The sequence below is a fragment of the Leifsonia sp. L25 genome (genome assembly GCF_050632895.1).
Window position 1 is genome coordinate 2,579,730 of record NZ_JBODRZ010000003.1, and the last position, 25,681, is coordinate 2,605,410.

Consider the following 25,681-nt stretch of genomic DNA (forward strand, 5'->3'; position numbering starts at 1 on the left):
GACGCGCGCGATGTCCGTCGCGTCGATGCCGCGGCGGGCGGGGCGGGCTGAGCGGACGCCCTCGGGCCGGGAGGGCGCGGTCTCTGCGGGCGTGGACGCCGTCGCGGGCTGGGGCGGGGTGGTGCGGGGGAGTCGGTCATCGGGTTTCCTTCACCTGAACACTGTTCACCTGAACAGCGTTCACTATAGTGAAACCGTGACGGGAAACGAAAGCGCACGCAGACACAGCCGCGACGACGTGGCCGAGACGGCCCTGCGCATCCTCGACGACTACGGCCTGCCGGATCTGACCATGCGCCGCCTCGCCGCCGCTCTCGACGTGCAGCCGAGCGCGCTCTACTGGCACTTCCCGAACAAGCAGACCCTCCTGGCCGAGCTCGCCGATCGCATCGTCGGCCGCGCCGTCGGCACGCGGACCGACGCGCCGTGGCCCGACCGCGTGCGCGCCGAGTCCGCCGCCCTCCGCGACGCGCTCCTCGCCTACCGCGACGGCGCGGAGGTCGTCGCCAGCACCGCCGCGCTCGGTTTGGGCGCCGCCCCGGCGCAGCAGCGCCTGGAGGCCGCCGTCCGCGCGGGAGGCTTCGACGCCGAGACTGCCGGCCGCGCGACCACCGCGCTCCTGCACTTCGTGCTCGGTCACGTCTCCCACGAGCAGCAGCGGATGCAGTTCGACAGCATCGGCGTCCTGGCGACAGGGGAGGCCTCCGACCCGCTGGACGAGGGCGACTCCGCCGCCGCCTTCGCGTTCGGGGTGGGACTCCTGGTGGGCGGCCTTCAGCGCATCGCGGCCGACAGCGACGCCGTCGACAGCGCCGGACCCGAACGGGCTAGTCGCTCCCGAATGTGACCTTCCACCCGCCGACCACAGTGGTCGCCAGGTTGAACAGGGCCGCGAAGATCGCGCCGAGCGAGGACACGACGATGACCTCCAGCAGCGACACCACGAGCGTGAACATCATCACGTTGTTGAAGGTCAACCCGGCGACGAGGGCGGAGCCCTGCGCGCCGGCGATGCTCTCCAGGAACGTCGCCATCGAGCCGACCAGCCCGACCTTGTCGAGCACCGACCACCCGAGCAGCGTGAGCACGACGGTCACGGCCGCCAGCACGATGGCGATCAGGAACGACATCTTCAGGGCGGACCAGAAGTCGATGTAGACGAGGCGCATCGTCGCGCGCTTCTTCTGCTTCGTCCGTGCCGACATCGGCGACCTCCCCGGTGCTGCTGCTCTCGACCCGCTCGCGCGGACCCCCCATCGCGCGAGTCTAACCGACACGCCCGGGGAACCCCGGAACGACGGGGCATCGAAACAAACCGATCGACCGGTTATGCATGTAATATGGCCATGCGGGGGCGAACGCCCGACCGACGTACACGTCGCACCGGCGACCACTGGGGGATGTCGGTCGGGCGGTTCCCAACGGTCCCCCCGACCACCCCCACCGGACTCACTCCACCACGAGATCGGGCAGCGCCCGCAGCGCGTCGAGCCGCCCCTCCGCGACGATCCCCGGCAGCAGCACGATCCAGAGCTCCCGGATGCGCTGAAGGAGGTCCGCGCGGCCGGTCAGTGTCGCCGACACGAGCTGCACCCCCGTGAACGCCGGCGACAGCAGGTGGGCGAACATCCGGGGGTCCACGCGCTCCGCGACGTCGCCCTCCTCGATCGCCTTCGTGGTCAGCTCCTCGATCGCGCGGAACCAGTCCTCGTACGGCTCGACGATGGCCTGGCCGGCCGTCCCGACATCGGTGGTCAGCCGGATGCCGGCCTGGACCACCGGGTCCTCCAGGAGCTGCCGCCCGAGGCTCCTGCAGAGCAGCACGAGCGACTCCAGTGCGGGCCGGCCCTCCGCCAGGATCGCGACGGAGGCCTCCATCGTGCGTCGGTGCTGGTCGGCGATCACCGCGAGAGCCAGCTCGTCCTTCGACGCGAAGTGGAAGTACAGCGCGCCCTTCGTGAGCCCGGCGGCCTTCGCGATGTCCGAGATGGAGGCCAGCCCGTAGCCGCGGGCGCCGAACACTTCGGCAGCACCCCGGAGGATGGCGTCGCGGGTGGCGAGTGCGCGATTCTGCGTGACCATGACCTGAACACAGTAGTGCGGACGACCTCTGTGCGTGATGCATGAATCCGGTCGGGGGGACCAGACGCGGCGGGCGACCGCGGAGTAGCGTGAGGCTATCCGCCGCCGGATCACCCGTCGCAGCCCAGCCGACAGAGGAGAACGCCGCATGACCACCGTCGCCGACACCATCGTCGAGATCATCCGCGAGGCGGGGGTCAAGCGCGTCTACGGCATCCCCGGCGACTCGCTCAACGGCTTCACCGACGCGCTCCGCCGCGCAGGCGACGTGACCTGGGAGCATGTCCGGCACGAGGAGGCCGCGGCGTTGGCGGCAGGAGCGGAGGCCGCGCTCACCGGTGAGCTGGCCGTCTGCGCCGGGAGCTGCGGCCCCGGCAACCTCCACCTCATCAACGGCCTCTTCGACGCCAACCGCAGCCGGGTGCCCGTGCTCGCGATCGCCGCGCAGATCCCGGGGCCCGAGATCGGCAGCACCTACTTCCAGGAGGCGCACCCGCAGGACCTGTTCCGCGAGGCCGCGGTCTACACCGAGCTCGTGAGCCTCCCCGAGCAGATGCCGCGCGTGCTGGAGATCGCGATGCGCACCGCCATCGAGCGCCGCGGCGTCGCGGTCGTGGTCATCCCGGGCGAGATCCTCCTCGCGGACAGCGTCGGCCGCAAGCCGTCCGCGCCCATCGTGTACTCGCCCCGCGTCACGCGACCGGCCGACGGCGAGCTGAAGGCCGCCGCCGACATCCTGAACGCTGCGAAGAAGGTCACCATCCTCGCTGGAGCCGGCGTCGAGGGGGCGCACCCGCAGCTCATCGACATCGCCAGCGCGCTCCGGGCGCCGGTCGTCCACGCCATGCGCGGCAAGGAGTTCGTGGAGTACGACAACCCGTACGACGTCGGCATGACCGGCCTGCTCGGCTTCTCCTCCGGTTACCGGGCGATGGAGGCCTGCGACGCGCTGCTGATGCTCGGCACCGACTTCCCGTACCAGCAGTTCTACCCGTCGAAGGCGAAGATCATCCAAGTCGACCTCCGCGGCGAGAACCTCGGCCGGCGCACGCCGATCGACCTCGGGCTCGTCGGCAGCGTGAAAGACACCGTGGAGGCGCTCCTCCCGCTGATCGAGGAGCGCAAGGACACCAAGCACCTCGACGCGTCCCGTTCGCACTACCTGAAGGCCCGCAAGAGCCTGGACGAACTGGCCGTCAACGACCGCAACCGCACGCCCATCCACCCGCAATACGTCGCCCGGCTGATCAGCGAGCTCTCCAGCGAGGACGCGGTCTTCATCCCGGACGTCGGCTCGCCTGTGGTCTGGGCGGCCCGCTACCTGCGGATGAACGGCTCGCGCCGGCTGATCGGCTCGTTCAACCACGGCAGCATGGCCAACGCCCTGTCGCAGTCGATCGGCGCCCAGGCGGCGTTCCCCGGACGGCAGGTGGTCGCGCTCGCCGGCGACGGCGGTCTGGCGATGCTGATGGGCGAGCTGCTGACGCTGGTGCAGATGAAGCTGCCGGTCAAGATCGTCGTCTTCAACAACTCCTCGCTGAACTTCGTAGAGGTCGAGATGAAGGCCGCGGGCTTCGTCAACTTCGGCACCGGCCTGGAGAACCCGGACTTCTCCCGCGTCGCGCAGGCGATCGGCATCCACGGTCAGCGGGTCGAGAAGCCGGACGACCTGGAGAGCGCTCTGCGCACCGCCTTCTCCCACGACGGCCCCGCCCTCGTGGACGTGGTCACTGCACGCCAGGAGCTGAGCATCCCCCCGGCGATCACCGCAGAGCAGGTCAAGGGCTTCACCCTCTACGCGCTGCGCACCATCATGTCCGGCCGCGGCGACGAACTCATCGACCTCGCCGACACCAACGTCTTCCGCCGCCTCTTCGACTGACCCCCTCAACCACGCCGGCCGCCCAACAGTCGAGTACGCGAAAAGTCAGCCGAAAACCGCCGAGTACGCAGAGAATCCACGTGCTCGGCGGTTTGGGTCAGTTGATGCAGACGGTGCTGGAGTAGTTGGTGGTGGGGCCGGAGTGAGTGGGGGCCGGCGCGGGCGCGGGAGCAGGGGCAGGGGCGGCGGCGCCGCTCGAGGCGGCGCCGGGGGCGGCCGGCATCAGGCCGTCGTCGCCGAGGACGACGGTGACGCTCTTGACGCTGCCGGTCTCCTGCACGGCGGCGCCCGGGAGCAGCGCCGCGACGGCCTTGGCCTGCGACTCCTGGCCAGACGGGTACTGGATCGTCGTGGTCTGCTGCGAACTCGCGTCGCCGGCCGTGCCGGTCCTGAAGCCTGCGGCCTTGAACGTCTGCGTCGCCGTGGCCGCCGCGCCGTTCATGCTGCCGCCGTTGAGCACGGTCACCTTCGTGTCGGCGGGCTTTGCCGCCGTCGCGCTGTCGTAGGCGGACGGCGTGCCCGTCAGGCTCTTGACGAACGCCGGCATCGCCGCGGTGTCGACCTGCACGATCGACAGGTCCGAGCCGTCGACGGTGATGGTCGGTGTGCCGGAGATCGGGATGGTCGCCGACTGGAGCTTGCCGCCGCTGAGGCCCTGCAGCTGAGCCGCGAGCTGGAGGAAGTTCAGCCCGGGGTCGGTCTCCAGCGAACCGCTGATCGCGTCGAGCGCGCTCGTGAGCTTGCCCGGGTTGAGCAAGGTCCCCGCGGACAGGAATTTGTGCGCCTCCACCGAGAGGAAGTACTGCTGGCGCACGACGCGGTCGAGGTCGCCGCGCGGGAGGCCGTGCCGCTGCCGCACGAACGACAGTGCCTGCGAGGCGTCGAGCGTCGAGACGCCCGCCGGGAAATTCGCGCCGGAGTACGGGTCGTTCACCGCGTTGTTGAGGCACACCTGCACGGGCCCGAGGGCCTTCGCGATCGTGTAGAAGCCGAGCAGCGAGACGCGCACGTAGTGGTCGATCGACAGCCCGGTGAGGTTCTGCACGGTCCGGATGAGCAGTTTCGCGCCGCTGGTCGGGTCGCTGCCGCCGTTGCCGAGCGAGAACGCCGAGTTGAGCTTGTTCATCCCGTGGCCGGGCACGTCCACCCAGGAGTCGCGGGGGAGGGAGATGAGGGTCGCGGACTTCCCGTCGGCCGGGATGTGCAGGATCATCATCGTGTCGGTGTTGGTGCCGCCGCCGTCCGCGGTGGTGCTGAGCTGGTTGAGCTCCGCCTGTGTCGCGTTGTCGGGGCGGTGGTCGTCGCCGACGAGCAGGATGTTCTGGTCCGCGCCGTCGACGTCGTTGCCGGTCTTGCTGATGACGTCGACGTGGTTCACGCCGCCGACGAAGCGGAAGTAGCTGTACGCGGCGTAGCCGCCGAAGACGACGAGGAGCACGGCCAGCCCGGCCGCGGTCCAGGCGATGATGCGCTTGGCGCGACGGTGCTTCTTCGGAGGCTTGGCGCCGCCTGCGCCGCCTCCGGAGCCGTTGCCGCTGCCACCGGAGCCGTCGCCGCCGCCGCCGAAGCCGCCGTCGCCGAAGCCGCCCTCGGCGCGGCTCGGGTCCGGCGAACCGGACAGTCCGAACAGGTCGAAGGGCGCGCCTGCGCCGGCGGCGCCCGCGCCTGCGGCACCGGCTGCGCCCGCACCGGCGGCACCCGCACCGGCGGCACCCGCTCCCGCAGCCCGGCCACCACTGCCGCCCCGCCCGGAGGGCACGCCGGACGCCGGCCGTGTCGCCCGCACCGGCCGGCGCGGGTCGGACGCGGGCACACGTCCGAAGATCTCGGTCGGCGGCTCGGGACGGTCCTCCCGGCCGGCGCCGGAGTCACCTGAGGGATAGTTCGGGCGTCGCACACAACGACGCTAGGGGGTGCGGCCTGCGAACAGCCTGGTTTCCCGCGGTGTTCCGGCGGAATGACCAGCAGATCAGCGAGGAGTTCTCAGCATGCTCACGGCAACGGGGCGATCGGCGCTGCGAGAACCCTCACGCATCCGGTTCGGCGGGAACGTCTCCAGGGGCCATCGCGTCGGTCATCCGGGTGGAGATCGCGAGCAGTTCGTCCTGCTGCTCCGGCGTGAGCGCATCGAAGAGGATGCGGCGGATCGTCGCGGTGTGCTTCGGGAGCGCACGCACGACGACGCGGCGGCCGTCCCGGCTGAGCCGGATCCAGCTCGCGCGGCGGTCCTCCGCACAGTCCTCGCGCTCGACCAGGCCGCGGCCCTCCATGCGGGTGACCTGGTGCGAGACGCGGCTCTTCTCCCACCCGGTCAGCTCGACCAGGTCGCGCACCCGCAGCCGGCGCCCGGGGAGCGCACGAGCGCCATGAGCACCTCGAGCTCGGAGATCGAGATGCCGTCGTCCCGCTGGAGCTGGGCGTCGAGGGTGCGGTCGAAACCGCGCCGCATCAGGTAGAAGGCATGGAAGAGCTCCGCTTCGGCAGCGCTCAGCTTGCGCGGATCGGGTCGGGTGCGCGCGATCGGCATACGTCATCCTTGCACGCGCCTGCGACACCCCGGTGGCACGCGCCCGGGCTCAGTGCGCGAGCTGCTCCAGGAACACGACGAGCACCCCGAGCGCGACGATGCCGACGAGCACGATGAGCTGCTTCCACGACGCGAGCCCGGTGCGCGACACCGCGATGCGCGCGATCACCGCGAGCGACGCGATGAGGGCGGTGATGGCGATCACGACGGCTGTCCTCGCCTGCATCCAGCCGAGCATCGCCGCGGCGAGCACGAGGACCGGGATGACGATGACGGTCAGCGCCCGGGAGGCGACGCCCAGCAGGTGCCGGAACTCGCGGGCGGTCGGCAGGGTGTTGTGCACGATCATGTGCGAGACCAGGTCGGAGGCGAGGCCCGCGAGCAGCACGCCGACCACCGAGATGACGAGCGTCCACAGCACCGTGGGGGAGTCGAGGTGCTCGCCGTGCGCGTTCAGCGCCATCAGGATCGCGAGCGCCGTGAACGTCACGTAGATGCGCTCGCGGAGCCGGTCGCCGGCTTCCCGTCGCTCCTCAACGGTGGCGTCGGCGGGGAGATGAGCGTCGTCGGGTGCGGGCCGGTCTGACATGCGTCGAGCCTAGGGCCGCCTGCCCTCGCGCCGCCTCAGATCTGACAGACCGGGCAGAAGTACGTCACCCGTTCCTCCAGCTCGGTACGTCCGAGCGCCGGATGAGCGTCCCGCAGCGTCGGCAGGGTCGCCCGTCGCGGCCGTAGACCCAGGTGTTGCGGCCGCGTCGGGTGTCGCCGGTGGTCACGCGCAGCGGGCGGTCGCGGTTGGCGACGAGCATGCGGCGGGCGAGGTCGACGGTCGCCGGGAGGTCGGCCTCCCGCACCGGGAGGGTCGGCAGCATCCCGCGCACGAAGCACAGCTCGTTGGCGTAGACGTTGCCGATGCCGGCGAGGTTCCGCTGGTCGAGCAGAGCGACGGCGATCGGGGTGTCGGGGTGTTCGGCGAGCCGGCGCACGGCCTCCTCGGCGTCCCAGTCCGGCCCGAGCAGGTCGGGGCCGAGGTGGCCGACGACCGCGTCCTCCTGCGACCGCGGCACCACCTCCAGGATGCCGAGCTGGAAGCCGACGGCCTGCGTCTCGGCGGTCCGCAGCACCACACGCGCCTGGAACCCGGGATGCCGCCAGCGGCCGCCCGGCGGATAGACCTCCCACGAACCCTCCATCTTGAGGTGGCTGTGGATGGTCTGGTCGCCGACCCGGATCAGCAGGTGCTTGCCTCGGCTGACCACTTCGTCGACGTGCCTCCCGCTGAGGTCGACGGTCGCGTACTGCGGCACCCGGAAGTCCGTCTCGGTCAGCAGCCTGCCCTGAAGAGCGCGGCGCAGTCGCGCGGCGGTCTGGTAGACGGTGTCGCCCTCAGGCATCGGCCGTCACCCTCGCAGCCGGAGGCCGCGCGGCGTCGCGAGGAATCCCGCCTCCGAGAGCGCCGCGCCGAGCGGGCTGCCGAGCACGCTCGCGCCGTTGACCGTCTCGATCGCGAGCTTGTCCACGCGACGGGAGGTCACCAGACCGGCCAGGGCGCGGGAGGCCGCCACGAGCGCGGGGCGCGCCCCTTCGTCCTCCTGGTCCGCGAAGCAGAGCAGGCTCTTGCCGCCGCGCTCCACGTAGATGGTGAGTTCGCCGTCCACCAGGGCCACCAGGGCGCCCGCCTTGCGCCCGGGCCGGTGGCCGGTGCCGCCCTCCACGCCTCCGGTCGCGGCGGGGACGGCCGGCCACGGCAGCGCGGCGCCGTACGCGTTCGCCGGGTCGGTCGCCGCCAGGGCGACCGCGTCGAAGGGCCGCGGCTGCGTGTGATCGCGGGCGAACGTGCGCAGCCGGTCGACGGTCGGGCCGCTCGCGAACTGCGCGGCGCCGAGCGTCTCCACGAAATAGCCGCGGCGCGCGCGACCGCTGTCCTCGAAGCCGCTGAGCACTTTGTAGGCCAGGGCGAAGCCTCCCGGCGTCCCCTCGTTCATCACGGAGCCGCGGGTGACGACGCCGTACCGGTCGAGCAGCGTCTCGGCCTGGCCGTGCGCGCGGATCGTGGAGTCCAGGTCCCGCTCCGGGAGCAGCGACCAGCGGCCGGCGACCGTAGGCGGTCCCATCCGGGTGACCATCGCGGACGTCCGCGGCGCGCTGACGCGGCCGCGGTACATCCGGGAGCGGGTCGGCTGCCGGGGGCGCTTGTGGGCGCCGCCGCCCCCGCCGGTCAGGGTGCGGAGGGGAGCGAGCGTGTCGTTGGTGACCAGCCCGGCCCAGACCAGGTCCCACAGGGCGGTGACCAGGACGGCGTCCTCGATCGCTTCGCCGCGCTCGGCGCCGAGGGTGTCGGAGAGCTGGCGGAAGAAGTACCCGCCGCCGCGGGCGAGGGCCGCCAGGATGCCGCGCTGCAGTTCGTCGGGATCGTGGTCCGTCGGCGGAGCCAGCGTGAGTGGGGCGGAGTCGGCCAGGTTGAGGCTGATCCAGCCGTCGTTGCCCGGCAGCGAGCCGTCGCCCGCCCAGATCACCTCGCCGGTGGCGGTCAGCTCGTCCAGCATCGCCGGGCTGTAGTCCGCGACGCGGCTGGGCAGCACCAGCGACTCCCACGCGGAGGCCGGGATGCGCGCCCCGGCGAGCTGCTCGACGACCGAGGCCACGGCGTCCACGCCGCGCAGCGTGGAGCCGAGGTGCTGCCAGTCGGCGAGGAACCGCGCGAAGGTCGGGGTCTCGACCGGCTCGACCTCCTGGCGGAGCGCGGCGAGCGACATCCGCCGCAGCCGCCGCAGGACCTCGGCGTCGCACCACTCGGAGCCGGTCGCGTGCGGGCGGAACTCGCCCTCCACCACCCGGCCGTCGCGGGAGAGCCGGCGCAGCGCGTCGTGCACGATCGCGGGGCCGAGGCCGAACCGGGAGGCGACCTCCGCGACCTCGAACGAGCCGTGGGTGCGGGCGTAGCGGCTGACCAGGTCGCCGAGCGGGTCGTCCACCGGCTCGATGAAGGCGACGGGCACGCCGATGGGCAGCGGCACGCCGAGCGCGTCGCGCAGGCGGCCGGCGTCCTCGATGGCGGCGAAACGCTCCTCGCCGGCGATCGTGACCGCGAGGGCGCGCTTGGAGTCGACCAGGGAGGTGAGGTGGGCGCGGGCTGTGGCGAGGGTCGCATGCGGAGCGGTGGCGGGCTCCCCGTCGCTCGACCCGTCGTCGGCCGCCGCGTCCTCACTCTGCAGCCGCTCCGCGACCTGCGCCACCGTCAGCGGACCGAGCAGCCGCAGCAGGTCGGCCACGCCCTCCTCACCGCGCACCCGTCGCTCGGGATCGAGGCGCTGAAGCTGCAACTCCACGCGCTCGATCACCGACGGGTCGAGCAGTTCGCGCAGTTCCGCGCGACCCAGCAGCTCGGCCAGCAGCCCCGCGTCGAGCGACAGCGCGGCCGCCCGCCGCTCCGCCAGCGGACTGTCGCCCTCGTACATGAACGCCGCGACGTACCCGAAGAGCAGCGAGCGGGCGAACGGCGAGGCCGTCTCGGTCGCGGCCTCGACCAGCGTGATGCGCCGCTGGGCGATGCTCTGCGCCACCTCGTCCAGCGCCGGGAGGTCGTAGACGTCCTGCAGGCACTCGCGCACCGTCTCCAGGATGATCGGGAAGCTCGGATACTTGCGCGCCACGTCCAGGAGCTGCGACGCCTTCTGCCGCTGCTGCCAGAGCGGCGACCGCTTGCCGGGGTTGTACTTGGGCAGCAGCAGTGCGCGGGCCGCGCACTCGCGGAACCGGGAGGCGAACAACGCCGAGCCGCCGACTTCCAAGGTCACCAGCTCGTCCAGCTCGGCCGGCTCGAAGACGAAGAGCTCGCCGCCGGGAGGCGTGGATTCCGTGTCGGGAATACGCACGATGATGCCGTCGTCCGCCGCCATCGCGCCGGCGTCGATGCCGTAGCGCTCGCGCACGCGCGCCTGCACGGCCAGCGCCCACGGCGAGTGGACCGGCATGCCGTACGGGGAATGCAGTACGACGCGCCAGTCGCCGAGCTCGTCGCGGAACCGCTCGACCACGAGCGTCCGGTCGGTCGGCACGTGCCCGGTGGCCTCCTTCTGCTCGCGCAGGAACGCCAGCAGGTTGGCCGTCGCGAACGCGTCGAGTCCGGCCTCCACGCAGCGCAACTCGGCGTCGGCGGGGGAGGCCGCGCTCAGCTCGCGCACGAACGCGCCGACCGCCGCGCCCAGCTCGGCCGGCCGGCCGATGCCGTCGCCCTTCCAGAACGGCAGGCGCCCCGGCTCGCCGAACGCGGGCGAGACGAGCACGCGGTCGTGGGTGATCTCCTGGATGCGCCAGCTCGTCGACCCGAGCGCGAACACGTCGCCGACGCGCGACTCGTAGACCATCTCCTCGTCCAGCTCGCCCACGCGGCTCGCGCGCTCGCCGACCATGTAGACCGCGAACATGCCGCGGTCCGGGATGGTGCCGCCGCTCGTCACGGCCAGCCGCTGGGCGCCGGGCCGGCCGGTGAGCGTACCGGCGTCGCGATCCCACACGATGCGGGGGCGCAGCTCGGCGAACTCGTCGGACGGGTAGCGGCCGGCGAGCAGGTCGAGGGTCGCGTCGTAGGCACTGCGGGGCAGGGTCGCGAACGGCGCGCTGCGGCGCACGGTGTCGAACCAGTCGTCGGCATCGAGCGGCTCCAACGCTGTCGCCGCGACGGTCTGCTGGGCGAGGATGTCGAGCGGGTTGGTCGGGATCCGCATCGTCTCGATCAGGCCGCCGACCATCCGCTCGGTCGCGACCGCCGAGTGGATGAGGTCGGCTCGATGCTTGGGAAACACGACGCCCCGTGACACCTCGCCGACCTGGTGGCCGGCGCGGCCGACCCGCTGGAGCCCGCTCGCGACCGAGGGCGGCGCCTCCACCTGCACGACGAGGTCCACCGCGCCCATGTCGATGCCGAGCTCCAGGCTGGAGGTCGCCACGACGCAGCGCAGCCTCCCGGACTTCAGGTCGTCCTCGATCAGGGCGCGCTGCTCCTTGCTGACCGACCCGTGGTGCGCGCGGGCGAGGATGAGCGACTCCGCGTCGGCGACAGCGGCGGAGCCCTTGGTCTGGCCAGAGCCGCCCATCAGCTCCGCCGGGGGCCGGGAGGTCGCGTCGCCCCCTCCGCCGGACCCCGCTCCGGCCTCCCCGCCGAGCACTCGCTCTTCGTAGAGCTCGTTGAGCCGGGCGGTGAGCCGCTCGGCCAGCCGCCGCGAGTTCGCGAACACGATGGACGAGCGGTGCTCCAGCACCCGGTCGACGATCGCTTCCTCCACGTGCGGCCAGATCGAGCCGGCCTGCGGCGCGGAGCCGTCGTCGTTGTCACTGGTGTACGTGGAGGTGCCGAGCTCGCTCATGTCCTCGACCGGCACGACGACGCGGAGGTCGAAGCGCTTGCCCGCGGGCGGGGCCACGATCTCGACCGGCGAACTGCCGCCGAGGAACCGGGCGACCTCCTCCGGCGGACGCACCGTCGCGGACAGGCCGATGCGCTGCGCGGGCTTCTCCAGGAGGGCGTCGAGCCGCTCCAGCGAGAGCGCGAGATGGGCGCCGCGCTTGGTGGCGGCGACGGCGTGCACCTCGTCCACGATCACGGTCTCCACGCTTGCGAGGGTCTCGCGCGCCTGAGAGGTGAGCATGAGGAAGAGCGACTCGGGCGTGGTGATCAGGATGTCCGGCGGCGATGCGACGAGCGCGCGGCGGTCGGCCGACGACGTGTCGCCCGAGCGCACACCGACGCTGACATGGGGAGGCTCGGCGCCGAGCCGTCGCGCCGTCTGCGTGACGCCGACCAGCGGAGCGCGGAGGTTGCGCTCCACGTCCACACCGAGCGCCTTCAGCGGTGAGATGTAGAGGACGCGCGTGCCGGGGCGGGCGTCCCGCGGGCGCTCCTCGCTCGCCAGCCGGTCGATCGCCCAGAGGAACGACGCCAGCGTCTTGCCCGAGCCGGTCGGCGCGATGACGAGCGCGTGGCGTCCATGGGAGATGGCCTCCCACGCGCCGGTCTGCGCGTCGGTGGGCGCGGCGAAGGCCCCGCGGAACCATTCACGGGTCGCGGGGGAGAACCGGTCGAGCACATCGCTCATCGCATCCATCCTGCTCCCGGCCACCGACACCGCCAAGGGGAGGCCGGTCGGGGCCGCCGCGTCGGGTCGTCAGCGCGGCAGGTGCGCCCCGATGAACGACGAGATGTCGCCGAGCTCGAGCGGCGAGATCCCGTGGCCGAGCCCCTCGTAGATGCGCGCGTCGAGCGTCGTGTGGCCTTCCAGCCACTCGGCCGCGCGCGCGACACCGGCCGCGGGGATGGTGTCGTCGTGCGTGCCGCGACCCCAGAACACCGGCGGCCGGCTCTCGGCGAGCACTGCATCGCCGTCCTGCGCGCCCTGCACGACGAACGCGGACAGCGTCACGGCGAAGTCGAAGCGCTCGGGTGCCAGGCGCAGGAGCTGGATGGCGAGGCCGCCGCCTTGCGAGAAGCCGAGAAGACCGGTCGGCGCATCCGGCTGGTCGTCCAGCCAGTGGAGCACGGCGCGGGCGGCGGCGTCGGCGTTGGCGGCGAGCGGGTCGACCGAGACGTTGGTGAAGCGGGAGAACCACGCGAAGCCCGGGCCCTCCGGGATCGGCGCCCGCAGCGAGGCGATCACCGGCTCCAGCGGCAGGTACGCCGAGATCCCGAACAGGTCCGCCTCGTCCGACCCGTAGCCGTGCAGGAGGATCAGCCGGGGGCGGCCGACGCGGTCGGCCTCGCCGGCGGACCAGAGCACGGCCTCGTGGTCGAGGTGCAGCTCGGGAGCGGGGAAGGGCATGGTCCATTCTGCGCACGACATCTTGTCCTCCACATCCCCCCAGATCGCGGCGCAGTCCACAGATCGGTCTGTACGGGTGGCGGCAGGGTGGGTGATCCGTAGGATCAGTGCATGAGCGTGCGCACCCCCGACCCGGACCCGACCCCCGACCCGCTCGACGGCGACGGCGTCCTGCCCGGTCCCGCCTGGCTGAGCGACATCGAGCTGGAGCAGATCCGCCGGCGGCTGCCGCTGCTCTACGTGGAGGCCGTGCCCGTGCGGGTGGACGGCCTCGGCCAGGTGACCGAGGTCGGCGTGCTGCTGCGGGCCAACGCGGTGGGGGAGATCACCCGCACCCTCGTCTCCGGCCGGGTCATGTATGGCGAGACGCTGCGCGAGGCGCTGTTCCGGCACCTGGAGAAGGACCTCGGGCCGATGGCGTTCCCGCTGCTGCCGGCCAGCGCTGTGCCGTTCCAGGTCGCGGAGTACTTCCCGCTGCCCGGGGTGTCGGCGTTCACGGACGAGCGGCAGCACGCGGTCTCGCTCGCGTACGTCGTGCCGGTGACCGGGACCTGCGAACCGCGGCAGGACGCGCTCGAGATCACGTGGATGACGCCGGAGGAGGCGGTCTCCCACACGGTCTGCGAGGAGCTGGAGGGCGGTCGTGGCGTGCTGGTGAAGGCGGCGATGGCGTCGGTCGGCAAGATCGTCTGATTTTTTTCGAATCTTTTGCTTGCATTGTTTGGCTAATGGTATTAGCTTTTTGGCTATGAACACTTCCATCGCTTCGCAGGTCCGGTACCTGCAGCGCCCCGAGGGACGCATCAGCTACACCGTCGAGGGCTCCGGCCCGCTCGTCGTCGCCGTCCCCGGGATGGGCGATCTGCGTTCCACCTACCGCGAGCTCACCGGCCCGCTGTTGGAGGCCGGCTACCGCGTCGCGGTCACCGATCTCCGGGCGCACGGCGAGTCGGACACGACGTTCCGCGAGTTCGGCGACATCGCGACCGCACGCGACCTGATCGCACTGATCGACGAACTCGGGGGCAACGCCGTCGTCCTCGGCAACTCGATGGGCGCCGCGGCCGCCGCCTGGGCCGCCGCCGAGCGTCCCGACGCGATCACTGGCCTCGTGCTCTACGGTCCGCTGCTGCGCGACCCCGCGATGAGCCGCGTCACGGTCGCCGCCATCCACGGCATGTACCGCGTGCTGTTCGCCGGCCCCTGGGGCCCGGGCGTCTGGGCGGGGTACTACCGCTCGATCAACAAGGGCCGCACAGCGCCGTGGCTCCCGGAGCACGCCGCCGACCTGAAGCGCAACATGAAGGAGCCCGGCCGGCTGCGCTCCTTCCGCCACCTCACCCTCCAGCTCACGCACTCGGTCGTCGAGCCCCGGCTGCCGGAGGTGAAAGCCCCCATCCTCGCCTTCGTCGGCGCGCTCGACCCCGACTACCGCGACCCGGCCGCGGAGGCCGACTGGATCGAGTCCCTCGGCGCGGAGGTCGTCCGCGTGCCCGAGTCGGGCCACTACCCGCAGGCCCAGCGGCCGGACGTGATCGTGCCCGCGACCCTGCGGTTCCTGGCGGAGCGGCGGGGGAGCGGATGGGGTGAGGCGCATGCGTAGGGGACCGATCGGGGGCGCCCGTGCCTAGGGCCGGGCTGACCCGCTCCGCGGTCGGCGCCGTGGCCCTCGACCTCGTCGACGCCGGCGGCGTGACCGGCCTCGACCGGCTGACCCTCGCGGCCGTGGCCTCCCGCGCCGGCGTGGCGGTGCCGAGCCTGTACAAGCACGTCGCATCGCTCGACGACCTTCGCCGCATGGTCGCGACCGAATGCGTCACCGAGTTGACCGGCGTGCTCGCCGAGGCGACCATCGGGCGCTCGGGGCCGGACGCCCTCCACTCGGCGGCGGACGCGGTCCGCGCGTACGCGCACCGGCACCCCGGGCGGTACGCCGCGACGCAGGTCGCCCCCGATCTCGCTTCGGAGGACGACGCCGGGCTCGCGGCCCGTGCCGGCGAGACGATCGCCGTCCTGGCCGCGGCGCTGCGCGGCTTCGGGCTGCCGGAGGAGGCGACGGTCGACGCGATCCGGATGCTGCGCAGCGCCCTGCACGGCTTCATCACCCTGGAACTCGGCGGCGGCTTCGGCCTGCCCGACGACCTCGACCGCAGCTTCCGCCTCCTCATCGACGGCATCGAGGCCGGCATCGCCACCCTGGCCGCCCCCGCGGCCCGCTAGGGGCGCCGCGGGGCAACGGAGGAGTCGCGCTCACGAACGAGCCGAAAAGCAGTCAACGGAGGAGATCCGATGGCGTGGCCGTCGGATCTCCTCCGTTGTCGCGTGACGGGGCGTCTCAGCCGTGGGCGCGGCGGGTGCCGCGGCCGCGGGTGGTGCCCGAGTTCACCAGGTCACCGACGCGCATGCCCTGACGCGGAGAGTTCGATCCGTGGGTCGAGCCGCCCTTGTGGCCGGTCCCGGCCGTGTGCGGCGCGGCGTCACCGCTGGAGGCGCGACGGCCGCGGCCGTTCCCGCGCGGGGAGCTGTCACGGGCGCCCTCGCGGCCGGTGCCGCTCTGACCTCCGCCGTTGCGGCCAGCAGCGCCCTGGCCTCCGCCGTTGCGGCCGCCGCCGTTCTGGCCTCCGGCGTTCCGGCCGCCGGCGGTGCGGCCCGCGGCGCCCTGGTCGCTTCCGTTGCCACCATTGCCGCCGCGGCCTCCCGCATTCCTGCCGCCATCATTCCGGCCGGCACTGTTGCGACCTCCGGCCTCGCGGCCCGCGCCGTTCTGGCCCGCGTCACCCGCGGCCCCGTTCTGCCCGGCCCCGCGACGGCGTCGCCGGCCACCGCCGGTGCCCGCACCGCCGGCACCCGCGTCGCCGCGTCCACCACCGGTCGCACCACCGCGACCGCCGCCGTTGCCGCCGCCGTTCGTGACCGCCGCCGGGGCGACGCGCTCCGCGCGCTCGCCGACCAACGCGGTCACGGCCGCGGACTCCGCCGTCACCCGCTGCGGCCTCGCCGTGATCGCGGCCGCGCGCAGCAGCGACTTCACGTCGCCCGCCTGCTCCGGCAGCATCACGGTCGCGACGTCGCCGGCGCTTCCGGCGCGCGCCGTGCGGCCCGAGCGGTGCAGGTACGCCTTGTGCTCCGCGGGCGGATCGACGTGCACGACCAGCTCCACCTCGTCCACGTGGACACCGCGGGCGGCGACGTCCGTCGCCACGAGCACGCGCACGTCCCCGGTTCCGAACGCCGCGAGGTTGCGGTCCCGGGCGCCCTGGCTGAGGTTGCCGTGCAGGTCGACGGCGGGGATGCCCGCCGACGTGAGCTGCTTGGCGAGGCGCTTGGCCTGGTGCTTGGTGCGCATGAACAGGATGCGGCGGCCGCGCCCGGAGGCGAGCGCGTGGATGAGGTCCTTCTTGGCGTCCTGATCGGCGACCTCGAAGACGTGGTGGGTCATGGCCTCCACGTGGCTGGTCGCCTCGTCCACCGAGTGCAGCACCTCGTTGGTGAGGAACTTCTTCACCAGCTTGTCGACGCCGTTGTCCAGGGTCGCCGAGAAGAGCAGGCGCTGGCCGCGGGCGGGGGTCGCGTTGAGGATGCGCGTGACGGTGGGCAGGAAGCCGAGGTCAGCCATGTGGTCGGCCTCGTCCAGCACGGTGATCTGCACCTGGTCGAGGTGGACGATGCCCTGCTTCATCAGGTCTTCGAGGCGACCGGGGCAGGCGACGATGATGTCGACGCCGGCCTGCAGAGCGGTCACCTGCCGGCTCTGCGACACCCCGCCGAAGATCGTGGTCGTGGTCAGCCCGAGCGCGCCCGCGAGCGGCTTGAGGGTGGCGTCGATCTGGGTGGCGAGCTCACGGGTCGGCGCGAGCACGAGGCCGCGGGGCCGGCGGTTTCCGCGGGCGGGACGGCCGCCGGCCGACGCGGGCGTCGACGCCGCGAGGCGCGCGGCCATCGGCAGCGCGAACGCGATCGTCTTGCCCGAGCCGGTCTTGCCGCGCCCGAGCACGTCGCGTCCGGCGAGCGTGTCGGGCAGGGTGTCGGCCTGGATGGGGAACGGCTCCGTCTTGCCGTCGGCCGCGAGGACGGCGACGAGGGGAGCGGGCACGCCGAAGTCGGCGAAAGTCTGGTTGGTCACTGGTGCCTTTCTGGCAGGTTTCGCCCATGAGGGCGGGTCCGGCGGCGTCGCGGAAGGGCGACGTCTTCGCCGGAAAGAAGAGGGATGGTGCGCGGCGGGGGCCCCGCCCGGCGCTCGCGCACACCGGCGATGCCGGCAGGCCAGTCGTGCTGGTCCGTCTAGTCTACCGGGTGCGCGCCGGATGATTGCTGGGAGCGGATTCATAGCCGGAGGTCGTAGACTTTCGGCCCGTAATCCCGGAAGGTGGTTCGCGCGTGCAGGAATCCGAGCTCGATCGTGAGCGCACCGTGGTCTCCGGCCTGTACGAGCGTCTCGACACGCTCCGGGCGGAGACGGAGGAGCGGCTGACGCGGGTGCGCCGCGAGAGCGTGGGGAGCAACCACCAGGCGCGCAGCGAACGGGACGCCTTCGCCCGCCTCTACGAGGACCAGCTCGTGCAGCTCCGCGACGTGGACGCCCGGCTCGTCTTCGGCAGGCTCCTGCTGGAGGAGCCGGTCGACGGCACCGACCACCGCTACATCGGCCGCGTGGGCCTGCGCGACGACGACCAGCGCTCGCTGCTCGTGGACTGGCGCGCGCAGCAGGCGAGCGCCTTCTACCAGGCCACCGCGACCGAGCGGATGGGCGTGCGCGCCCGCCGCCATCTCACCATGAACGGCCGCCAGGTGGTCCGGATCGACGACGAGGTCTTCGACGAGGCGCTGCTCGACGGCGACGCGTCCGGCGAGCATGTGCAGGGCGAGGGCGCGCTGCTGGCCGCCCTGACCGCGCAGCGCACCGGCCGCATGCACGACATCGTCGCGACCATCCAGGCCGAGCAGGATCGCATCATCCGCTCCGACCTCCGTGGCGCGCTCGTCGTGCAGGGCGGTCCCGGCACAGGGAAGACCGCGGTCGCGCTGCACCGCGCCGCCTACCTGCTGTACGCGAACCGGCAGCGGCTCAGCGCCTCCGGCGTGCTCGTCGTCGGCCCGTCCCCCGCGTTCCTGCGCTACATCGAGGCTGTCCTCCCGTCGCTCGGCGAGACCGGCGTCGTCATGCAGACGCTGGGCGAGCTGTTCCCCGGCGTGGACACCACGGCCGAGGACGAGCCGGAGGCCGCGCGCCTGAAGGGCTCCATCCAGATGGCGCGGCTGCTCTCCCGCGCCGTGAAATCCCGGCAGAAGGCGCCGGCCGAGCCGCAGACGATCGTGGTCGACAACGAGCGTCTCGTCGTCCATCCCGACCTCGTGCAGCGCGCGCTCGGGAAGGCGCAGCGCACCGGCAAGCCGCACAACGTCGCCCGGGTCACGTTCGTGAAGCAGGCGCTCGGCGAGCTCACCGACCAGCTCGCGGCCCAGCTCAGGGCCGGCGGTTCCACGATCGACGAGGCGGACCTCCGGGTGCTGCGCGAGGACCTGCGCACGTCGTACGACGTCCGGGTGCTGCTGAACACCGCGTGGCTGCCGCTCACCCCGCAGAAGCTGCTGCAGGACCTGTACGCGCGTCCCGCGTGGCTGGCCGAGTTGACGCCACGGTGGACGCCTGCGCAGCGGGAGGCGCTGCTGCGCGACCGGAACGCGCCGTTCACGGTCTCCGACGTGCCGCTCCTGGACGAGGCCGCCGAACTGCTCGGCGACTTCCCCGGCCGCGCCGACCAGGCCTCCCGCGAGCGCGACCGGCAGCGCAAGCGCGACCTCGAGAACGCGCGCGCGGCGATCCGCAACATGGGTGTGCAGGGACTGGTCAGCGCCGAGCAGCTCGCGGACGGCTTCGCCGAGCAGGAGGACCGCGGCACGACCGCCGAGCGCGCGCTCGCCGACCGGTCGTGGACCTACGGGCACGTCGTGGTGGACGAAGCGCAGGAGCTGTCCGCGATGCAGTGGCGCGTGCTGGTGCGCCGCTGCCCGATGAAGTCGTTCACGATCGTCGGGGACATCGCCCAGGTGGCGTCGGCCGCGGGCGCGACGAGCTGGGACGATGCGCTGAGCCCGGTGTTCAAGGACGCCTGGCGCCTGGAGGAGCTGACGGTCAACTACCGCACGCCCGCCCAGATCACCCGCGAGGCCGAGCGGATCGCGGCGGCGGCGGGGCTGCCGATCACGCCGACGCGCGCGGTGCGGGAAGGCGACTGGCCGATCCGTCGGGTGGCGGCGGAGGAGTCCGGTCTCCCCGCCGCGGTCGCCGAGGCGGTGGCGCACGACCGGTCCGTGGACGCCGAGGGGACGCTCGCCGTCATCGCGACGGCCGCCGAGGTGGAGGCTGTCGCGGCGGCGGTCCGCTCGCGGTTCGGCGATGCGGCAGCGCGGGGAGCCGCCGGGCTCACGCGGCCGATCTCGGTGCTGACGGGCTACGAGGCGAAGGGCCTTGAGTTCGACGCGGTGGTCCTGGCCGACCCGGCGGCGCTCGCCGCGGAGTCGGTCCGCGGGGCGGCATCGCTCTATGTGGCGATGACGCGGCCGACGCAGCGGTTGACGCTGGTGGAGGCCTGACCCCTCACTCGCCGCCGTACCGCTCGCCGACCGGCACCTCCGCGCTGAGCGTGTTGCCCGCCTGCGCGAGCGGGCACGCCCACGCCGGGTCGTACGCGCAGGACGGGTTGTAGGCGAAGTTGAAGTCGAGGACGATCGTGCTCTCGTAGTCGTCGGCTGTCATCCCGAGGTCGGAGCCCTTGATCGTGTCGATCAGGTAGCGGCCGCCGCCGTAGGTGCCGCCGCGGCGGCCGGCGAGGGCGTCCTTCACCGGGACGAACAGGCCGCCGCCGTAGGAGGACAGCCGCCAGACGTCGAGCGATCCCGCCAGCGGGACGCGCACTGTGCCGAGCAGTTCGAACGGGACGACGCCGTCCGTGCCGGTCTCCACGTCCATCCGCGTCGCCTTCTCGGCGGGGTGGATCGGCAGCTCGAAACGCCAGTCCGGGTCGTACGGCGACACCGGCAGCCCGGTGAAGCGATCCCGGTCCTCGTCCATCAGCGGGGTAGCCGGGTGCGACGAGAACAGGTCGTTGCGGCACGAGATCCAGTGCGCGTGGGCCGCCGCCGGGTCGGAGGCGGCGATCCGGCGCACGGACGCGTACAGGGCGAACACGCTGCGGCGCCAGTCCGCGGTCTGCACGGCGGTGGCGACGCGCCCGCGTCCGGCCGCGACCTCGGGGAGGGCTCGGGGGTGATGGTGCTCATGCTGCTGCCTCCGTCGTGGCTGAAACCGGTTCGGGCGTGGGGGGATCGTATGCCCAGGTGGGGGCGAGGCGCCGCAGGCGCAGCCCGCGCCACTGCCAGAACGCCCACAGTCCGTACCAGGCGAGCGGGGTCACGACGCCGGCGCGCACCACCAGGCGGTCGCGGTACAGCGTGCGGAGCCGGCCGTCCGGCCCGGGCCCCGCAGGGTCGGGGGCGATGGCCATCCGGTGGTCGAGGTGCGGGATCGCGGACAGCACGCCCCCGACCCCGCCGCCGCTGTCGCGCAGGATGCGCGTGGCGCGCTCGCGCGGGTCGGTCGAGCGGAGCGTGTCGAGACGGATCGCCTGCGTTCCGACGGTGACGGCGCCGAGGGCGCGGACGCTCACCCGGTGCTCCGCCGTGTCCCACACGGTCGGGAAGCCCGCGGGCTCGTCCGACCGGAAGTCCACCCACGGCAGCGCCACCTCGCGGAAGGCCGTGGGGCTCTGCAGGGCACGCCAGGCCGCATCAGGGTCGCAGTCCAGGATCAGCTTGAGGAGGACTCTCACGCACCCCAGTGTCACGCATCCTCCGCGTCAGTGTCACCCATCCTCCGTGTCGGGCCACACATTGTCGGAGCGCTCCCGGACGTCCGTCCCCGTCCGTCACCCCGCCGCGGCTTCGTCCGCCCGCGCCAGCAGCAGCGCGCGCTCGCGTTCGTTGCCGGTCATCGCGGCCGCGCGCAGGAACTCCGCCTGCGCCTCCGCGGTCCGGCCCAGCTTCAGCAGGAAGTCGGCCCGGACCGAGGGCAGCAGGTGGTACGACGCCAACTCGCCGGAGAGCACGAGCCGGTCCACCACGTCGAGACCGGCCTCCGGGCCGTACGCCATCGACAGGGCGACCGCCCGGTTCAGCTCCACGACCGCCGACGGGTGGAGGGCGGCGAGCGCGCCGTAGAGCGCGACGATCTCCTCCCAGTCGGTGTCCTCCGGCGCGGCGGCGGTCGCGTGGCAGGCGGCGATCGCGGCCTGCAGCGCGTAGGGGCCGCGGCCGCGGAAGCCGACCAGCCGGTCGGCGCGGGCCAGGGCGGCGACCCCGCGGCCGATCAGGATGCGGTCCCAGCGGGTGCGGTCCTGGTCCTGCAGCAGGATCGGCTCGCCATCGGCGGTGGCGCGCGCCGGGAGGCGGGAGGCCTGGAACTCCATCAGCGCCACCAGGCCGTGCACCTCCGGCTCGCGCGGGGTGAGCTCGGCGAGCACGCGGCCGAGGCGGAGGGCCTCCTGGCAGAGGTCGGGGCGCATCCAGTCGTCGCCCGCGGTGGCGGAGTAGCCCTCGTTGAAGATCAGGTAGACGACCTCCAGCACCGACGCCAGCCGCTCGGGGTACTCGACGCGGTCGGGCACCTCGAACGGGACGTGAGCGGAGGTCAGCGTCCGCTTGGCGCGCACGATGCGCTGCGCGATGGTCGGGACGGGGACGAGGAAGGCGCGCGCGATCTCCTCGGTGGTGAGGCCGCCGAGCAGTTTGAGCGTCAGGGCGACCCGCGCCGACGGGGCGAGCACGGGGTGGCAGGCGACGAACACGAGGCGCAGCAGGTCGTCCTGGATCTCCTCCTCCACGACCGCGGCCGGGTCGTCGTCCTCCCGCTGCTCCAGGTCGCGGGCGAGCGCCGCGTAGCGCTCGTCGAGTCGTTCGCGGCGGCGCCAGCCGTCGATCGCGCGGCGCTTGGCGACGGTGGTCAGCCAGGCGCCCGGGTTGCGCGGGATGCCGGCCTCCGGCCACTGCTCGAGCGCGGCCACCAGCGCGTCCTGCGCGAGTTCCTCGGCGAGCCCCACGTCGCCCGTCCAGCGCGCGAGGGCGGCGACGAGCTTGCCGGACTCGATGCGCCACACGGCCTCCACGGCGTCCACGGCCGCCCGGTCGGTGGTCGTGCGCTCCCGTTCCACCACGACCGCTCCTCCCGCGCTCACGTCTCGGCCGCCCCGGTCAGGATGCGGCGCACCTCGACTCTGCCACGACCGAGCGGGAGCCGTCGCGCCCATTCGACGGCTTCGGCGCGATCGGAGGTCTGCACGATCCACACGGCGGCCGGCCGGACGGAGGAGAACGGCTGCAGGCCCGCGTTCGTGCGCGGGCCGCCGAAGGTCAGTTCGACGTGCGTGCCGTCGTCGTCCGCGAGGACCTCGCCCACCAGGAGCACCCCGGCGCGGATCAGCTCGACCGTGTAGCGCTGGATCGACTCCGCGGGGGCGGGGCCGTCCGTGCTGAGCAGGAGGAGGTAGCGCATCCGTCGTCCTTCCGTAGCGGGCACTCGTGAAGACGTCGAGCGGGGGGCCCGGGATTCGACACCGCAGCCCGTCGCGGCCCGCGATGTCCGACGTGTGCGCTACAACGGGAGCATGGCGATCCGGTACTGGCTGGGCGTGGTGCACCACGATCACGTGCTCCGCGGCGTGGCCGGCGGCTTCGCGCAGGTGAACCACGGTGCCCGCGCGCCCCTGGAGCGGATGGGACCCTCCGACGGGTTCGTGTTCTACTCGCCGCGCGAGTCCTTCGACGGCGAGCCGCTCAAGCAGTTCACGGCGGTCGGGAGGCTGGCCGACGCCGACGTCTTCCAGGCCACGCAGGGGCAGCAGATGCGCGGCGCCGGCGGCGACTTCCTGCCGTGGCGGCGCCGGGTCGACTGGGACCACGACGCCGTCGCGACGCCGATCCGGCCGCTGCTGGCCTCCCTCGACTTCACGCGGGACACGCGCGACTGGGGCTACCAGCTCCGCGCCGGACTGATCGAGCTCACCCGGCACGACTTCGAGCTGATCCGCCACCAGCTGAGGCGCACGCCGGGCGAGCAGCGGCCCTCCACCGCGCGTCGCGCCGACGGTCCGCGTCACCCGGCGCAACACGCGACGACCGCCTTCGGCGCCGGGCTACGCTGAGGCGGTGAGCTCGCAGACCGACCCCTCGACCGTCCCCGCCGCCCACCGCCAGGCCAAGTACCAGGTGCGCTTCGACTGGGCCGAGGACGGGGCGGCCGCCGTCGCGGCGGACGCCGATGTGGTGGTCTGGGTGGACGTGATCGAAGACCGGCCGATCGCGGAGGCCGCTGCGCTCCCCGGGGCGGGTGCGGTCGTCGCCGCGGGCCTCGCCGACGCCGCGGCGGTCGCGCAGTGGATCCTCGCCGAGCAGGTGCGCCTCGGCCGCCGTGCGATGGTGGCAGTCGTCGCCGCCGGCGGATCCTCGGCCTCCGGGGGCACCCGTTTCGCGGTGGAGGACCTCCTGGGCGCCGGCGCGGTGGTGGACGCCCTCGCCGCGCTCGGGATCGACTACAGCTCGCCGGAGGCCGCAGCCGCCTGCGCCGCTTTCACCGGCCTGCGCGGCGCCGTCGCCCACCTGCTCACCGCCTCGGTCTCGGGCCAGGAGCGCATCGCCGCCGGCGCGGACGCGGCCGCGCTCGCCGCGTCCGGCAGGCTCGGCACGGTCTTCGACGTCCGGGTGCTGCGGGCCGCCTGAGCGGTCGGTATGAACTCCCGGCCGTCGGAATGATCCGGTCGAACCGGGTGTTCACTGCGATCAGGAGGTTTGCATTCATGAAAGCAGTACTGAACGACACCGTCATCGCCGAGGCCCCGACTGAGGACCTCATCCGCATCGAGGGCAACTGGTACTTCCCGCCGCAGAGCGTCAACTCGGAGCACCTGGTGGAGTCGGCCACTCCGTACACGTGTCCGTGGAAGGGCGAGTGCCAGTACTTCTCCGTGAAGGACGGCGGCACGGTGCTCCAGGACCGCGCGTGGAGCTACCCCACGCCGTACCCGAGCTCGTTCGACCGCGTGGGCAAGGACTACAGCAACTACGTCGCGTTCTGGAAGGACGTGCGCGTCGTCGACTGACGGCTCCGAACGCGCGGTGACCGGGTCAACGCAGGTTTGCCGACTACGCTGGACGTGAACCGCACGACCTGGGAGCCGACCCTGAGCATCATCCTCGGATACGATCCGTCCACCCTGCGCGAGCGTGTCGACCTCCGCGCCGCCGACGAGCGGCTCGAGGAGCTCGGCAGCCTGCGCAGCTTGAGCGCGCTCAACGAGAAGACCGTCCTGCTCCGGCTGCTCGGCCGGCTGGACGAGGCCTACACGGTCGCCAACGAGGCGGTGCGCCAGGCGCGCTTCACCGGCGACCGCGAGCAGCTCCTCGGCGCGCGCATCCGCCGCGGCCAGGTGCTGCAGTACCAGGGCAAGTTCGACGAGGCGATCGTGGAGCTCACCGGCTGCGTCGACGAGGCGCGCGGGCGCGAGTGGACGGCGCTGGAAGCGTTCGCGGTGCAGAACCGCGGCAAGGTGCACTTCGACCTGAAGGAGTACGAGGCCGCGCTGTCCGACATGACGGCGGCCGTGTTCCTGCGCGAGAAGCTCGGCGCCTCCCCGGCGGAGATCGAGGGTGCGCTCACGGCGGTGGCCGTCGTGCAGCGGTTCCTGGAGGCGCAGCGCGCCGCCGCGGGCGCCGGTGAGGGCGACGCCGGCGGCGGAGACGGCGTCGGCAACGGCGTCGGCTCCCCGGCGTAGGATTCCTGGCATGAGCCGACCAGGGAGCCGACGCTGATGGCAGAGTTGGAGCGCGTGCGCCGGTGGGCGGAGGCCCTCATCACCCTCCATCTCGACCCTGCCGTGTGGAGCTTCGACTTCGACAACGCGAAGACCCGCGCGGGGCTGTGCAACTACACCGCCAAGCGGATCACGGTCTCCCGCTACCTGGCCGCCCGCTACGAGGACGACGACATCCACCAGATCCTGTTGCACGAGGTGGCGCACGCCCTGGCGGGCTCCCGCGCCGGGCACGGTCCGCGCTGGCGGGCGATCGCGCTCGACCTCGGTTACGAGGGCAAGCGGCTGCACGGCGGTGCGATCGCGGACGACCTCGCGCCGTGGGTGGGGACGTGTCCGCAGGGCCACACGCACTACCGCTACCGGAAGCCGGCGCGCGCCCTCGCCTGCGGGGCCTGCAGCCGGCGGTTCGACTCGGCGAACCTCATCTCCTGGGTGCACCGGGAGGTCTCGTCGGCGCAACGGCGGATGGCCGCGGCAGCCGCGACAGAAGTTCTCGACGCCGACTGACCTG

General features: G+C 72.8%; 24 protein-coding genes and 1 pseudogene. 11 read left to right on the forward strand and 14 right to left on the reverse strand.

What is annotated here, in order from left to right; all coding sequences use genetic code 11:
* Window positions 1-196 precede the first annotated feature (196 nt).
* Window positions 197-847: a TetR/AcrR family transcriptional regulator C-terminal domain-containing protein gene (locus ACRAWC_RS16955; RefSeq protein WP_431348776.1), complete on the forward strand. Its 651-nt coding sequence runs from the start codon at window positions 197-199 to the stop codon at window positions 845-847.
* Here the strand turns inward: ACRAWC_RS16955 and ACRAWC_RS16960 are convergent.
* Together ACRAWC_RS16960 and ACRAWC_RS16965 are read right to left on the reverse strand one after the other, a co-directional pair.
* Window positions 828-1,205 carry a DUF3566 domain-containing protein gene (locus tag ACRAWC_RS16960; protein WP_431348777.1) on the reverse strand — a complete coding sequence of 126 codons (378 nt, stop codon included), beginning with the start codon at window positions 1,203-1,205 and terminating at the stop codon, window positions 828-830. The two genes, ACRAWC_RS16955 and ACRAWC_RS16960, sit on opposite strands and share 20 nt — an antisense overlap.
* A 244-nt stretch (window positions 1,206-1,449) precedes the next feature.
* A complete protein-coding gene (locus tag ACRAWC_RS16965; protein WP_431348778.1) occupies window positions 1,450-2,082 on the reverse strand; it encodes a ScbR family autoregulator-binding transcription factor in 633 nt (210 codons plus the stop codon).
* 148 nt (window positions 2,083-2,230) lie between these two features.
* Between ACRAWC_RS16965 and poxB the strand changes: the two genes are divergently transcribed.
* A complete protein-coding gene (gene poxB / locus ACRAWC_RS16970) occupies window positions 2,231-3,964 on the forward strand; it encodes a ubiquinone-dependent pyruvate dehydrogenase (RefSeq protein ID WP_431348779.1) in 1,734 nt (577 codons plus the stop codon).
* Between the two features lie 97 nt (window positions 3,965-4,061).
* Here the strand turns inward: poxB and ACRAWC_RS16975 are convergent, their stop codons facing one another.
* The 7 genes and pseudogenes from ACRAWC_RS16975 to ACRAWC_RS17005 form a co-directional block, all read right to left on the reverse strand.
* Window positions 4,062-5,861 (reverse strand): LCP family protein, encoded by a 1,800-nt coding sequence (locus tag ACRAWC_RS16975; RefSeq protein ID WP_431348780.1) that lies wholly within the window; start codon window positions 5,859-5,861, stop codon window positions 4,062-4,064.
* Between the two features lie 130 nt (window positions 5,862-5,991).
* A complete protein-coding gene (locus ACRAWC_RS16980; protein WP_431348781.1) occupies window positions 5,992-6,297 on the reverse strand; it encodes a MarR family winged helix-turn-helix transcriptional regulator in 306 nt (101 codons plus the stop codon).
* A complete protein-coding gene (locus tag ACRAWC_RS16985; RefSeq protein WP_431348782.1) occupies window positions 6,276-6,491 on the reverse strand; it encodes a hypothetical protein in 216 nt (71 codons plus the stop codon). Before ACRAWC_RS16985 ends, ACRAWC_RS16980 begins: the two co-directional genes overlap by 22 nt.
* A 49-nt stretch (window positions 6,492-6,540) precedes the next feature.
* Complete coding sequence (locus ACRAWC_RS16990; RefSeq protein ID WP_431348783.1) at window positions 6,541-7,080, reverse strand: hypothetical protein; 540 nt, start codon at window positions 7,078-7,080, stop codon at window positions 6,541-6,543.
* Window positions 7,081-7,115: 35 nt separating this feature from the next.
* A pseudogene (locus ACRAWC_RS16995) lies at window positions 7,116-7,885 on the reverse strand (DNA-formamidopyrimidine glycosylase family protein).
* 6 nt (window positions 7,886-7,891) lie between these two features.
* Window positions 7,892-12,586 carry an ATP-dependent helicase gene (locus ACRAWC_RS17000; RefSeq protein ID WP_431348784.1) on the reverse strand — a complete coding sequence of 1,565 codons (4,695 nt, stop codon included), beginning with the start codon at window positions 12,584-12,586 and terminating at the stop codon, window positions 7,892-7,894.
* A gap of 69 nt (window positions 12,587-12,655) precedes the next feature.
* Window positions 12,656-13,306 carry an alpha/beta hydrolase gene (locus ACRAWC_RS17005; protein ID WP_431349473.1) on the reverse strand — a complete coding sequence of 217 codons (651 nt, stop codon included), beginning with the start codon at window positions 13,304-13,306 and terminating at the stop codon, window positions 12,656-12,658.
* Between the two features lie 111 nt (window positions 13,307-13,417).
* Here ACRAWC_RS17005 and ACRAWC_RS17010 point away from each other — a divergent pair, with 111 nt between their 5' ends.
* Genes ACRAWC_RS17010 through ACRAWC_RS17020 form a run of 3 tightly spaced genes read left to right on the forward strand, consistent with a single transcriptional unit; the run spans window position 13,418 to window position 15,526 of the window.
* On the forward strand, window positions 13,418-13,999 hold the full coding sequence (locus ACRAWC_RS17010; protein ID WP_431348785.1) for an NUDIX hydrolase family protein: 582 nt from the start codon (window positions 13,418-13,420) through the stop codon (window positions 13,997-13,999).
* Between the two features lie 55 nt (window positions 14,000-14,054).
* Window positions 14,055-14,909, forward strand: coding sequence for an alpha/beta fold hydrolase (locus tag ACRAWC_RS17015; protein WP_431348786.1), 855 nt, complete (start codon window positions 14,055-14,057; stop codon window positions 14,907-14,909).
* A 20-nt stretch (window positions 14,910-14,929) separates the two neighbouring features.
* Window positions 14,930-15,526: a TetR/AcrR family transcriptional regulator gene (locus ACRAWC_RS17020; protein ID WP_431348787.1), complete on the forward strand. Its 597-nt coding sequence runs from the start codon at window positions 14,930-14,932 to the stop codon at window positions 15,524-15,526.
* 115 nt (window positions 15,527-15,641) lie between these two features.
* Here ACRAWC_RS17020 and ACRAWC_RS17025 read toward each other — a convergent pair whose 3' ends face one another.
* Window positions 15,642-17,429, reverse strand: coding sequence for a DEAD/DEAH box helicase (locus ACRAWC_RS17025; protein WP_431348788.1), 1,788 nt, complete (start codon window positions 17,427-17,429; stop codon window positions 15,642-15,644).
* A gap of 254 nt (window positions 17,430-17,683) precedes the next feature.
* On the opposite strand from ACRAWC_RS17025, the gene ACRAWC_RS17030 reads away from it, so the two are divergent.
* Entirely contained in the window at window positions 17,684-19,900 is a 2,217-nt protein-coding gene (locus ACRAWC_RS17030; RefSeq protein ID WP_431348789.1) for a HelD family protein, read from the forward strand.
* A gap of 4 nt (window positions 19,901-19,904) precedes the next feature.
* On the opposite strand, the gene ACRAWC_RS17035 is transcribed toward ACRAWC_RS17030, so the two are convergent.
* From ACRAWC_RS17035 to ACRAWC_RS17050, 4 genes are all read right to left on the reverse strand, one after another.
* The gene (locus ACRAWC_RS17035; RefSeq protein ID WP_431348790.1) at window positions 19,905-20,522 is read right to left on the reverse strand and encodes a DUF1684 domain-containing protein; all 618 of its coding nucleotides are present in this window, start codon (window positions 20,520-20,522) and stop codon (window positions 19,905-19,907) included.
* A gap of 61 nt (window positions 20,523-20,583) precedes the next feature.
* Window positions 20,584-21,135 (reverse strand): hypothetical protein, encoded by a 552-nt coding sequence (locus ACRAWC_RS17040; RefSeq protein ID WP_431348791.1) that lies wholly within the window; start codon window positions 21,133-21,135, stop codon window positions 20,584-20,586.
* A gap of 96 nt (window positions 21,136-21,231) precedes the next feature.
* Entirely contained in the window at window positions 21,232-22,515 is a 1,284-nt protein-coding gene (locus ACRAWC_RS17045; RefSeq protein WP_431348792.1) for an RNA polymerase sigma factor, read from the reverse strand.
* A 17-nt stretch (window positions 22,516-22,532) separates the two neighbouring features.
* Window positions 22,533-22,853, reverse strand: a complete 321-nt coding sequence (locus ACRAWC_RS17050; protein WP_431348793.1) for a YciI family protein — start codon at window positions 22,851-22,853, stop codon at window positions 22,533-22,535.
* A 112-nt stretch (window positions 22,854-22,965) separates the two neighbouring features.
* Between ACRAWC_RS17050 and ACRAWC_RS17055 the strand changes: the two genes are divergently transcribed.
* The 5 genes from ACRAWC_RS17055 (at window position 22,966) to ACRAWC_RS17075 (ending at window position 25,677) form a co-directional block, all read left to right on the forward strand.
* Window positions 22,966-23,502, forward strand: coding sequence for an EVE domain-containing protein (locus ACRAWC_RS17055; RefSeq protein WP_431348794.1), 537 nt, complete (start codon window positions 22,966-22,968; stop codon window positions 23,500-23,502).
* 4 nt (window positions 23,503-23,506) lie between these two features.
* Complete coding sequence (locus tag ACRAWC_RS17060) at window positions 23,507-24,076, forward strand: 2-phosphosulfolactate phosphatase (protein WP_431348795.1); 570 nt, start codon at window positions 23,507-23,509, stop codon at window positions 24,074-24,076.
* 77 nt (window positions 24,077-24,153) lie between these two features.
* Window positions 24,154-24,456, forward strand: a complete 303-nt coding sequence (locus tag ACRAWC_RS17065; RefSeq protein ID WP_431348796.1) for a DUF427 domain-containing protein — start codon at window positions 24,154-24,156, stop codon at window positions 24,454-24,456.
* Window positions 24,457-24,510: 54 nt separating this feature from the next.
* The gene (locus ACRAWC_RS17070) at window positions 24,511-25,128 is read left to right on the forward strand and encodes a hypothetical protein (protein ID WP_431348797.1); all 618 of its coding nucleotides are present in this window, start codon (window positions 24,511-24,513) and stop codon (window positions 25,126-25,128) included.
* Between the two features lie 36 nt (window positions 25,129-25,164).
* Window positions 25,165-25,677: a SprT-like domain-containing protein gene (locus tag ACRAWC_RS17075; RefSeq protein WP_431348798.1), complete on the forward strand. Its 513-nt coding sequence runs from the start codon at window positions 25,165-25,167 to the stop codon at window positions 25,675-25,677.
* Window positions 25,678-25,681 lie beyond the last annotated feature (4 nt).

Bases quoted from the DNA above. Each gene is read 5' to 3' on its own strand.
- poxB (WP_431348779.1), top strand. From the start codon at position 2,231: ATGACCACCGTCGCCGACACCATCGTCGAGATCATCCGCGAGGCGGGG.
- ACRAWC_RS17075 (WP_431348798.1), top strand. From the start codon at position 25,165: ATGGCAGAGTTGGAGCGCGTGCGCCGGTGGGCGGAGGCCCTCATCACC.
- ACRAWC_RS16960 (WP_431348777.1), bottom strand. From the start codon at position 1,205: ATGTCGGCACGGACGAAGCAGAAGAAGCGCGCGACGATGCGCCTCGTC.
- ACRAWC_RS17010 (WP_431348785.1), top strand. From the start codon at position 13,418: ATGAGCGTGCGCACCCCCGACCCGGACCCGACCCCCGACCCGCTCGAC.
- ACRAWC_RS17005 (WP_431349473.1), bottom strand. From the start codon at position 13,306: ATGCCCTTCCCCGCTCCCGAGCTGCACCTCGACCACGAGGCCGTGCTC.
- ACRAWC_RS17050 (WP_431348793.1), bottom strand. From the start codon at position 22,853: ATGCGCTACCTCCTCCTGCTCAGCACGGACGGCCCCGCCCCCGCGGAG.
- ACRAWC_RS17055 (WP_431348794.1), top strand. From the start codon at position 22,966: ATGGCGATCCGGTACTGGCTGGGCGTGGTGCACCACGATCACGTGCTC.
- ACRAWC_RS17015 (WP_431348786.1), top strand. From the start codon at position 14,055: ATGAACACTTCCATCGCTTCGCAGGTCCGGTACCTGCAGCGCCCCGAG.
- ACRAWC_RS16985 (WP_431348782.1), bottom strand. From the start codon at position 6,491: ATGCCGATCGCGCGCACCCGACCCGATCCGCGCAAGCTGAGCGCTGCC.
- ACRAWC_RS17000 (WP_431348784.1), bottom strand. From the start codon at position 12,586: ATGAGCGATGTGCTCGACCGGTTCTCCCCCGCGACCCGTGAATGGTTC.
- ACRAWC_RS17065 (WP_431348796.1), top strand. From the start codon at position 24,154: ATGAAAGCAGTACTGAACGACACCGTCATCGCCGAGGCCCCGACTGAG.
- ACRAWC_RS16965 (WP_431348778.1), bottom strand. From the start codon at position 2,082: ATGGTCACGCAGAATCGCGCACTCGCCACCCGCGACGCCATCCTCCGG.
- ACRAWC_RS16990 (WP_431348783.1), bottom strand. From the start codon at position 7,080: ATGTCAGACCGGCCCGCACCCGACGACGCTCATCTCCCCGCCGACGCC.